This is a genomic window from Parabacteroides sp. AM17-47 (assembly GCF_003434625.1).
GTDB classification, from domain to species: domain Bacteria; phylum Bacteroidota; class Bacteroidia; order Bacteroidales; family Tannerellaceae; genus Parabacteroides; species Parabacteroides distasonis.
The window spans coordinates 19,156-28,953 of record NZ_QTLI01000037.1 but is presented as its reverse complement, the minus strand read 5'-3'; the positions used below and the strand labels follow the sequence as shown (position 1 = coordinate 28,953).

Here is a 9,798-nt window from a genome sequence, read left to right as displayed (position 1 = left end):
CACATTTTTAGAATGAAAGGGGGAGTTTATCGAATGCTTACCCTGTTTCGTGTTCGAGGGATTTATGGACTACCTTTCTTTCCTAACCATCCGGCACAAGAACAGCCCGATTTATCCCTGTATCGACTGGCAGGATTACATCATCCTGAACTCGACCGCCAATGTGGATAAAGCATTATACCCGTTAGGCGAGTACGAAAAGATACACTGCCTTTTGGATAATGACGAAGCCGGACGTAAAGCCACCCAAGCCATACAAAAGGAATACGGCTGGCGTGTGCGTGATGCCTCACACCTGTACAGCGGACACAAGGACTTGAACGACTACCTATGTCAAAAGTCCAGTCTTCCGGAGAAGCAAACGCAGTCTGCCAAGCAGCCGAATCAGGAAGAGAAAAACAAACAATCTCCCGGTGAAAAAAGAAAAAGGGGCAGACGGTTGTAGGCAGGAGAACAGGCAAGGCATACCAACGGCAAGCGGTGTGATTCAGGAGAGCAAGGTTATGTTTCGGTAGACCGAAACCCCTTGCTTTGCCTGACAGCAAAGAAAATTTCTCCCGTTGGTCGCAATTTTAAAGATACCATTCAATAAGCAAAACGTATGACAGAGATAAGGAACAAGGCAGGAGGTCGCCCGGCAAAGAGCCGGATAGACAAACAAAAGAGAGTAGTCAGTACAAAGCTGACCGAACTTCAATATTACGCTATCAAGAAGCGAGCCGGAGAATCCGGTCTGCCCGTCAGCGAGTACGTCCGGCAAGCGGTCGTTTCGGCAGAGATAACGCCACGGTTGAACAGGCAGGATGCCGACACTATCCGCAAGCTGGCAGGGGAAGCCAACAACATCAATCAACTGGCGCACCGGGCAAATGCCGGAGGGTTCGCACTGGTAGCGGTGGAACTCGTGAAACTAAAGAACAGGATTATTGAAATCATAAACCAGTTATCGAATGATTGGAAAAATAAAAAAGGGAAGCGGATTTAAAGGCTGTGTAAACTATGTGCTGGATAAGGAACAAGCGACTTTGCTTCATGCGGAGGGAGTACTAACAGAAAGCAAGCAGGATATTATCCGTAGCTTCTGCACGCAAACCGAAATGAATCCCAATTTAAAGAAGCCGGTCGGACATATTGCGTTAAGTTATTCGGCAGTGGATGCGCCCAAGCTGACGGACGAGAAAATGATACAGTTGGCGCAGGAATATATGCATGAAATGAAAATCACCGATACGCAGTATATCATCGTGCGCCACCAAGACCGGGAGCATCCGCACGTGCATATCGTATTCAACCGAATAGACAACAACGGAAAAACGATTTCGGATAAAAACGATATGTACCGGAACGAGCAGGTTTGCAAGAAACTGAAAGCAAGACACGGGCTTTATTTCGCTAAAGGGAAAGAGCAGGTGAAACAACACCGTTTGAAAGAGCCGGATAAATCAAAATACGAGATTTACACGGCTGTAAAGAACGAAATCGGGAAAACAAGGAACTGGCAGCAATTACAGAAGCAGTTAGTGGAAAAGGGTATCAATATTCATTTCAAGCGCAAGGGACAGACGGATGAGATACAGGGTATTTCCTTTTCCAAAGGTGAATATACATTCAAAGGTTCGGAGATTGACCGCAGTTTCAGTTTTTCAAAACTGGATAAATACTTCGGAAATACAGGACTGACGACAGCCGGAAACAACAAACAGACAATTTATACACCTGTTCAGGAGCCAGCTACAAACAAAAGTAATAATTCACTGATAACAGGTTTGGGCGGTTTGTTCTCCGTTTCGTCCTCTCCGGCTGATGAAACGCCTGACAATCCCGATTTGAGAAAGAAGAAGAAAAAGAAACGACAATTTAAGTTATAAACGAATGGAAGAGAATTTGATTTTAGAAGGACTTCTCTCTATGGTTGCGGAACTGAAAGAGAAGCAAGAAAAGCAGGTGATACCAGCCAGCCGGGAAGAGACGATAAGCCGACTGGATGTTATTGAACAACGTATTTTAGAGATGCAGAACAAACCTGCCATTTCTGAAAATACGGTGCAGGAGATTTTGAACCAAATCGCCTGTATTAAGAAAAGACAGTCAGGCAATCAGAAACAAGACCTTGATGATATAAAGGGAATGATTGTGACTTCGCACCGATATTTCAAAGAGAAATTAAAGGAACTGTTTCCGACAGATACCCGGCAGCAGGAAAAGGTAGAAGCCGTTTCGTTATACGATAAAATCCTAAGCCGGATAACTCCATATCTGCAACCGAAGTTCTTTCTTTTTTCAGCAGGAATAATTATCGGTATTGTTTCGTTAATCCTGAATGTTCGTTTTATGGAACGTATGCAACAGTTACAGGACAATGATATAAAATACCGTTATCTCCTGATGAAAGGGAAAGCGGACGGGAATATGCTTAATCTATTGGAACTAAAGTTTATCCGGGAACGGGACAACGCTTTCATTCAGGACTTGACAGAGACAGTTATTGATTTTGAATACCGTAGCAGAAAGCAAGCGGAAGCATTGGAAAGGGCAAGGTTACTGAACGAACAAGCCGAACGGCTAAAGGAAGAAGCAGGCAAATTAGGCAAGCCATAAACAAGAAGCCGGAGCAGACAGGCAATTACCCGATGCTCCGGCTTATCTGTTTACTTCTTGTCCGAACCGTGTTCTTTCTCGAACTTGCGTAGCGTTACCGAACTGAACCGTTCCTTTATGAATTCCCGGACGTCCGAAGCCCGGTAATACACTTTTCCGCTGATTGTAAAGTAAGGTAATACGCCCAAAGCACGGTAGCGTTGCAAAGTTTTGATGCTAACCTTGAACAACAGGCACAAATCCTGATTATCCAGCAGGTTATCATCTTCGGGCAGCACCTTGTCGGCATTGCGCAATGCCCGCACATCCTTGCAAAGCTCGTCCAGCTTGTCGAATAACTTTTGCATCCACTCTTTGAAATCGTAGTTTTCTATATACATAGTTGCTTCATTTTCTGATTATACATTATGGTTTGTCAATCGATTGATGAAGCAAAGTTCAGAAATGGAAGGCAAAGAAATTACGAGGGCAGACATGGAATCCCCTATAAATGGGTGTTAAGTTATTGATTATCTATATCCTTTTTTATCATGTTCCTTTCGGATAAGGTCTGCCAGTCCATTAAGAAACTCCGTGATTTTGCCCGGCTTTCGTTTTATCACATCCTCATGCTTTTGGTGATAGTCGCCTATCTTGATATTAAAGAGCCATTCAAAGGCTTTTCCCAAATCCACCAAGTAGGCAGGTTTACCATTTTGATATACGATGTTTTTAGAGATGAACAAACCGCTGACAATTTCCATAATGTTGATAAGGGTTGCTTTGTCAGCCAAATAGAGAGGGGAAAGAGGTGGTTTATCAAGTTGCCGTTTAAACTGTTCGGGGTATTTGATACGCCATTCTACAATACGTATTTCGTTATCTATTAGTCCTATCGCTTCATCAATTAGATGCAAATAAGGCATTTTTTTCTTGCTCAAACTGTACACGGTACGATTTGAGACGATGTAATCCGAAAGAAAAATACCGTAGTAAAATGCTATTATCCTGTTCATACATGCTGAAATCAGCTAAATGTAACGCCAATTCTTCAATAGCTCCTACAAGCTCTGTTGCAAAAACTTCACGCTGTGAGTATTCCGATAATAAACGGAAAAATCTCTGTTGTAATAGGTCGTTCATTATAATTATCTGAGGAAGTTCTGCTAAAATATTGACAGAACTTCCTACTGTAAAGTTTACTTATTTACAAATTTAAAATCATATTCGTTGTATCGATTGCCTATATTTGGATATTTTTTCAGAAGCAATTCTATCTTAGATATATCATCTGGCAATAAATTAACATCGGTAGCTTTCGCATTTTCTTCTAAATACTTGATTCGTTTAGTTCCCGGTATAGGGATGATATTTTCACTCTGTGCCAATATCCAAGCTAATGCAAGTTGAGCAGGAGTTATTCCCTTACTTTCTGCTATTTCTGCAAATTCTGCTGTTAATTTTTGATTATTCTCCCAATATATACCGTTATAACGTGGCAAATGCTTACGAAAGTCATTTTCACCCAATGCATTCACATTAATAGTATTTGTTACCAATCCTCTACCCAATGGTGAAAAGGGAACTAAGGTTACTCCTAATTCTTTTGTCAAGGGCAAAATTTCTTTTTCCACATCACGGGTTAATAGAGAATATTCACTTTCAACGGCAGATATAGGATGAACGGCACAGGCTCTCCGCAATGATTCGGCAGAACATTCGCTTAGTCCTAAATAGCGTACCTTGCCTTCTTTTACCAATTCTGCCATAGTCCCAACGGTTTCTTCGACCGGTATTGTCGGGTCTATTCGATGCGCATAGTACAAATCTATGGTTTCAATATTCAACCTTTTCAGGCTGAGTTCTACAGCTTGTCTTATATATTGAGGAGAAGCATCCACATAACTTTCACCACCATCAAATACAGTACCTTGATGATTACGTAAACGGAAACCGAATTTGGTAGCAATGAAAATCTGATTTCTTTTTTCAGCCAATACCTTAGATAGTAATCTTTCATTAGCACCATTGCCATACACATCCGCAGTGTCCCAAAAGTTTATACCAAGCTCTAAGGCACGATGTAATGTCTTAATACTTTCTTTTTCATCGGCTACTCCATACGCAGCACTCATTCCCATACATCCCAATCCAATGGCGGACAGGCTTACTTCTGTTTTACCTAATTTTCTATACTTCATAATTTATATTTTTAGTCGATACAAAATTAGGAGATGCTAATTGAGCAGAATTATACAATTCAAAGCATCAGTTGCACAAATCAAATAATTGCCTGTTCTCTGACTTCGCTTGGCGATTTACCAGTATGTTTGCGATAGAATTTACTGAAATAAGAAACCGTTTCAAATCCCAAGCTATACGCTATTTCTGATATTGAAAGATTAGTATGTAGTAGGTGTTGGGTACATTCTTTGATTATTCTTTCCGCAATCATCTCAGAGGTAGTTTTTCCTGTTATTTCTTTAACCACTTTATTTAAATGATTAACGTGTACAGACAGGCGGTTTGCGTAATCGGCAGGAGTGCGCAGACTTAAAATCGCGTTTGGATAATCAACGGGAAATTGTCTATCCAACAATTCTATAAATAATTCAGTAATGCGTTGCGAAGCATTCGGATGTGATTCATATTGATTGGAATCCTGCATTTTCAGGGCTGTATGAACCAACAAATGAAGATAACACCGCAAGACATCGGACTTATTTATATAGTCTGATTGGTTCTCTTCCTGCATTTGTTTGTATATATCCATCACTTTAGCAACTTGCACATCATCTAAAAAGAAAACCTTATCTCCTGTTACTTTGAACAAAGGAGTATTTGCCAAAGAACCGTTCTTTTCATCTGACTGCACAAACTGTTCATTGAAAATGCAAAACACTCCTTTTTGTTCTTCACTGATTGATTCCCAAGCATAAGGAACTAAAGGGTTGGAAAACAATAATGCAGGACGATCTACTAAAATCCATTTGTCTGCATAATACAGTTTTCCCACACCTATAATTAATGTAATCTTATAAAATTCCCTGTAACCGAATTGTACAGTTCCAAAATTACATTGCCGGGAGAAAATATTAAAATAAGGTTTCTCCATTGAATAGGTTGCATCCGGTTGGAGGTCACAACTTTGTATTCTCTTATAGAATTGTGTTATACTTTCTGGCAGAACATCATCAACAGCTGTCAGTTGTGGAAAAAGAGAAAAAATGAGATAAAATATTAAATATAAGATATTGGTATTTAGTATTTTATGTTTATTGAGTGTAATTTCCTTTATTTTCCTTGTTTTCTTGTTTAGTCTAATAAATGCCTTTATTTTGTTACTATTTTGTTACCCGTATTCATTGGAGTAACAAAACAAATCGCTATATTTGTATCGGTAACAAAATAAGAACATAATTATGGCGAAGAAAAAACAAGAAGTTAAATTGAAAGAACCTGTAAGGATTAGATTCAAGCAGCTTGCCAATGGCAACCAGTCTATTTATTTGGACTATTATACAGGTGATGTTATTAGAAAAGAAAATTATGTTGGCGGTAAACGGCAATATGAATTTTTGAAGTTGTACCTTATACCCGAAAAAACGAGGGAGGATAAGGCGAAGAACGAAGCTACATTGGCTCTTGCAAAAGCGATTCAGAGTAAGAGGATAGTGGAGTTACAAAATGATGCACACGGTTTTCAGAACACCAACAAGTCAAAAGCGAATGTGATTGATTATTTAATGAACATGAGAAGCCAATCTAAAGAACGTGGCAGCTTGAACTATGAAAAGACTGTTGGTAATACCATCCGTGAACTAAAGTTGTTCAGAGGGGATTACATAGCTTTTCGTGATATAGATAAGGACTTCTTAAATAGCTTTGTGGATTTCTTGAAACAAGCGAAGAAAGCAAGCAAGTTTGGTTTGTTAAAGGCTGGGGGTGTATTAAGTAATAATTCCGTTATTGCTTACTATGGGGTGCTGCGTACCGCTATAAATAGAGCCTATAAAGAGGGGATTATTACGGTCAATCCAACGAAAGAGTTTGATTTTGCCAGTAAGGTAAAAGCGGAAGTCAGCCGCAGGGAGTATTTGACAATAGAGGAATTGAAGCGGCTTATCGGGACAGAGTGCAAGTATGAGATAATGAAACAAGCCTTTCTTTTCAGTTGTTTGTGTGGGCTGCGTGTAAGCGATATAAGAAAATTGAAGTGGAACGATTTGCAGAAAAGCGGTGAAAGAATAAGAATTGAAATAAAGATGCAGAAAACAAAAGAACCGCTTTATCTGCCTATATCCGATGAAGCGTTAAAGTGGTTGCCGCAACAAAATGAAGCAAAAGGCGATGATTTGATTTTTCCTTTGACGCATGAGGGAACTATAAATAAAATACTTCAAAAATGGGCGAAAGACGCAGGGATTATTAAGCATATCTCGTTTCATGTTGCCCGGCATACCCATGCTACCATGATGCTTACATTGGGGGCTGACTTGTACACAGTTAGCAAATTGTTAGGACATAAAAATATTGCCACAACTCAAATTTATGCGAAGATTGTCGATAAGAAAAAAGAAGAAGCTATAAGTTTGATACCGAATTTGACGGACTGATTTAAAAAGAAAGTATGGTTATATCACAGTTACCGTACTTTCTTTCTTTTTTTGTCTTTGTTTAGCCGGAAAAATATATCTTTGTTTCTACTAACTGAAACATAGATTATTATGACAGAAGAAGAACTGAAAATAAAATTCGACCATATACAAGGTATATTCAATCGCTGTATCAATCATGCCAGCCAAGTTATGATAGATAATATTGCCTCTAAGTCCTTATATTTCGACGCAGAACAGGCTGATAAACTGGAACAGCAAGAATATGTTCGTACCACTGATGAGTTGGTGCAGTTATATATTCGTTATTCTGTGTTGAATGATATTCAATATTTTTATTCTGTATCTGATTTCTTTTGGGAAAGCGGTTTTTATGAATCCTTGAAATCCGATGAGAAAAGAAAATACATGTCGTTTAATCCTCTTTCATTTGATTATTCCCGGTATGAGCAAGATAATACGGTTTATGATGAAGAACTGCCTTATTTTTCTGTAATAGTTAAAACTGTTGTATTGGAAAAATATTCTGCGTACTTGCGAAAAAAGAAAGAAAGTAAGGTGCAAGCGGAAATGCAGCCACAACAGAAAGAGCCGCAACCAATTCAAGATAAATGCCAAGAGCCTAAAATTATCTCCCATATTGCTGAAACAGAAAATCCGTTTAAGTCTATTTTAAACGACAGACAAATAGCATTGTTGGTGGATTGTATCAATGAAGTGGAAATTTTCAATGCTCCTATGACTTTTGAAGATTTGAAAGCAATACTTTCCTGTAAGCCAAAAGTTATATTTAGGTCTAATAACAACAGGCAGGTAGCTTTTCTTTTTTCGGAATTAAGCAATCGTGGTTTGATAACACCTAACTGGCAATCTGTTATAGCAAAGAATAAGTTGTTTGTTACGAAGAATATAAAGAAAGATAAATATCTGAATCAAGGTGATTTAGCCACAGCCGCCAATTATGTAAAAGGGGTGGAACATGAAAAAGATTATGTAACCATCAGCAATTATATCAAACAACTGAAAAAACTTTAAGAATAGGTTAATACCTCAAACATAGCTTAATCCACTATCAAGCTATTCCTCAATACTTTTGCCCCCGTAATCGATTACAAGAAACTGGAGGGCATGCACTCCATATTGTCTAACGCAAATACTTTTGTTATATGGAAACAAGTATTGAGAAGCGAGTTGCAGAACTCGAAAATTTAGTGTTCCTTTCAAAGAATGTGCTTAGTTTTGATGAAGCGAGCAAGTTCTTGAACCTTTCAAAAAGTTACCTGTACAAGCTGACTTCGGGTAACTTGATACCCCATTACAAGCCGCAGGGCAAAATGCTTTATTTTGAGAAAGCGGAATTAGAAGCGTGGTTGCGTCAGAACCCGGTGAAGACGCAGGCGCAGATAGAGCAGGAAGCGCAGAAATATATCCTTAACCGTCCCTTAAAGAAATAGCGGCTATGGAAAATAGAAAAGCGACAGAAGCCGGGCAGGATGTCACCATGCAGAAAGAGGATTTTGCAGCCCTTTGGAAAACCATCCATCTAAAGGTGACGGACACTTACGAAGTGCCGCCCGAAATACTCTGGGTGAACGGCTCTACCATTGGCACGCTGGGTAATTTCAGCGCATCCACAGGAAAAGCCAAGAGCAAAAAGACATTCAACATTTCCGCCATCGTTGCGGCAGCGTTGAAGAATGACGAGGTACTGAAGTATTCGGCATATCTGCCACCGAACAAGCGGAAAATCCTCTATGTAGATACCGAGCAGAGCAAATACCATTGCCATAAGGTCATGGAGCGTATTTTGCGACTTGCCGGACTGCCTACCGACAAGGACAGGGACGATTTTGTTTTCATCGTGCTAAGGGAGCAGACCCCCGACAAGCGGAAACAGATTATCGGCTATATGCTTGAAAATATGCCCGATGTGGGGTTGCTCATCATTGACGGAATCCGTGACTTGATGTATGACATCAACAGCCCCAGCGAATCAACCGACCTAATCAACCTCTTGATGCGCTGGTCAAGCGGATATAACCTGCATATCCACACTGTACTGCATTTGAATAAGGGGGATGACAACACAAGGGGGCATATCGGTACGGAACTGAACAACAAGGCTGAAACCGTCCTGCAAATCACGAAAAGCCAGCAGGACGGCAACATAAGCGAGGTAAAGGCGATGCACATACGTGACCGGGAATTTGACCCGTTCGCATTCCGTATCAATGACAACGCTTTACCCGAAATCGTGGATGATTATGTATTCCAACAACCTAAGCAGGACAGGAACTTTTCGCTTGCGGAACTGACTGAACGGCAACACCGGGAAGCGTTGGAGAACGGTTTCGGCAAGCAGGTGGTACAAGGCTATTCCAATGTCATAGCGGCATTGAAACAGGGTTATGCGAGTATCGGTTACGAGCGTGGACGCAATGTTCTTGTGTCGCTTAACAAGTTTCTTGTGAACAAGCGCATGATTGTGAAAGAGGGCAAGGGCTACCGCTATAATCCCGATTTCCATTATTAAAAGTCAGTTTGGTTTAGTCCGGGTGTATATACAAGAGGAACGGACTTACTATTTCCCTGTATCGGAACAGGC

General features: G+C 40.1%; 12 protein-coding genes and 1 pseudogene. 8 read left to right on the top strand and 5 right to left on the bottom strand.

Annotation, left to right across the window (positions count from 1 at the left end; genetic code table 11):
• Positions 1–43: 43 nt before the first annotated feature.
• The 4 genes and pseudogenes from DW205_RS20885 to DW205_RS20870 all read left to right on the top strand — a co-directional run.
• Positions 44–445: pseudogene (locus tag DW205_RS20885) on the top strand (toprim domain-containing protein); the annotation flags it as partial.
• Between the two features lie 156 nt (positions 446–601).
• Entirely contained in the window at positions 602–985 is a 384-nt protein-coding gene (locus tag DW205_RS20880) for a MobC family plasmid mobilization relaxosome protein (RefSeq protein WP_005868711.1), read from the top strand.
• Positions 951–1,868 carry a relaxase/mobilization nuclease domain-containing protein gene (locus tag DW205_RS20875; RefSeq protein ID WP_005868710.1) on the top strand — a complete coding sequence of 306 codons (918 nt, stop codon included), beginning with the start codon at positions 951–953 and terminating at the stop codon, positions 1,866–1,868. Before DW205_RS20880 ends, DW205_RS20875 begins: the two co-directional genes overlap by 35 nt.
• Positions 1,869–1,872: 4 nt before the next feature.
• Positions 1,873–2,598, top strand: coding sequence for a hypothetical protein (locus tag DW205_RS20870; protein WP_005868709.1), 726 nt, complete (start codon positions 1,873–1,875; stop codon positions 2,596–2,598).
• Between the two features lie 50 nt (positions 2,599–2,648).
• Here the strand turns inward: DW205_RS20870 and DW205_RS20865 are convergent, their stop codons facing one another.
• The 5 genes from DW205_RS20865 to DW205_RS20845 form a co-directional block, all read right to left on the bottom strand.
• The gene (locus tag DW205_RS20865) at positions 2,649–2,978 is read right to left on the bottom strand and encodes a helix-turn-helix domain-containing protein (protein WP_005868707.1); all 330 of its coding nucleotides are present in this window, start codon (positions 2,976–2,978) and stop codon (positions 2,649–2,651) included.
• Between the two features lie 129 nt (positions 2,979–3,107).
• Entirely contained in the window at positions 3,108–3,527 is a 420-nt protein-coding gene (locus DW205_RS20860; protein WP_034530718.1) for an RteC domain-containing protein, read from the bottom strand.
• Positions 3,481–3,720 (bottom strand): hypothetical protein, encoded by a 240-nt coding sequence (locus DW205_RS22670; RefSeq protein WP_008761189.1) that lies wholly within the window; start codon positions 3,718–3,720, stop codon positions 3,481–3,483. The genes DW205_RS20860 and DW205_RS22670 overlap by 47 nt, the downstream gene beginning before the upstream one ends.
• Positions 3,721–3,776: 56 nt before the next feature.
• The gene (locus DW205_RS20850; protein WP_005868703.1) at positions 3,777–4,778 is read right to left on the bottom strand and encodes an aldo/keto reductase; all 1,002 of its coding nucleotides are present in this window, start codon (positions 4,776–4,778) and stop codon (positions 3,777–3,779) included.
• Between the two features lie 80 nt (positions 4,779–4,858).
• On the bottom strand, positions 4,859–5,764 hold the full coding sequence (locus DW205_RS20845; protein WP_008778691.1) for an AraC family transcriptional regulator: 906 nt from the start codon (positions 5,762–5,764) through the stop codon (positions 4,859–4,861).
• 235 nt (positions 5,765–5,999) lie between these two features.
• Here DW205_RS20845 and DW205_RS20840 point away from each other — a divergent pair, with 235 nt between their 5' ends.
• The 4 genes from DW205_RS20840 to DW205_RS20825 all read left to right on the top strand — a co-directional run bounded on the left by DW205_RS20840 (position 6,000) and on the right by DW205_RS20825 (position 9,726).
• Entirely contained in the window at positions 6,000–7,193 is a 1,194-nt protein-coding gene (locus DW205_RS20840) for a site-specific integrase (protein WP_004315367.1), read from the top strand.
• A gap of 111 nt (positions 7,194–7,304) precedes the next feature.
• Complete coding sequence (locus DW205_RS20835; protein ID WP_049702057.1) at positions 7,305–8,228, top strand: hypothetical protein; 924 nt, start codon at positions 7,305–7,307, stop codon at positions 8,226–8,228.
• Between the two features lie 131 nt (positions 8,229–8,359).
• Entirely contained in the window at positions 8,360–8,647 is a 288-nt protein-coding gene (locus DW205_RS20830; RefSeq protein ID WP_005802192.1) for a helix-turn-helix domain-containing protein, read from the top strand.
• 5 nt (positions 8,648–8,652) lie between these two features.
• Positions 8,653–9,726, top strand: a complete 1,074-nt coding sequence (locus DW205_RS20825; RefSeq protein ID WP_049702058.1) for an AAA family ATPase — start codon at positions 8,653–8,655, stop codon at positions 9,724–9,726.
• Positions 9,727–9,798: the final 72 nt, after the last annotated feature.

Bases quoted from the DNA above. Each gene is read 5' to 3' on its own strand.
- DW205_RS20880 (WP_005868711.1), top strand. From the start codon at position 602: ATGACAGAGATAAGGAACAAGGCAGGAGGTCGCCCGGCAAAGAGCCGG.
- DW205_RS20875 (WP_005868710.1), top strand. From the start codon at position 951: ATGATTGGAAAAATAAAAAAGGGAAGCGGATTTAAAGGCTGTGTAAAC.
- DW205_RS20870 (WP_005868709.1), top strand. From the start codon at position 1,873: ATGGAAGAGAATTTGATTTTAGAAGGACTTCTCTCTATGGTTGCGGAA.
- DW205_RS20865 (WP_005868707.1), bottom strand. From the start codon at position 2,978: ATGTATATAGAAAACTACGATTTCAAAGAGTGGATGCAAAAGTTATTC.
- DW205_RS22670 (WP_008761189.1), bottom strand. From the start codon at position 3,720: ATGAACGACCTATTACAACAGAGATTTTTCCGTTTATTATCGGAATAC.
- DW205_RS20850 (WP_005868703.1), bottom strand. From the start codon at position 4,778: ATGAAGTATAGAAAATTAGGTAAAACAGAAGTAAGCCTGTCCGCCATT.
- DW205_RS20840 (WP_004315367.1), top strand. From the start codon at position 6,000: ATGGCGAAGAAAAAACAAGAAGTTAAATTGAAAGAACCTGTAAGGATT.
- DW205_RS20835 (WP_049702057.1), top strand. From the start codon at position 7,305: ATGACAGAAGAAGAACTGAAAATAAAATTCGACCATATACAAGGTATA.
- DW205_RS20830 (WP_005802192.1), top strand. From the start codon at position 8,360: ATGGAAACAAGTATTGAGAAGCGAGTTGCAGAACTCGAAAATTTAGTG.
- DW205_RS20825 (WP_049702058.1), top strand. From the start codon at position 8,653: ATGGAAAATAGAAAAGCGACAGAAGCCGGGCAGGATGTCACCATGCAG.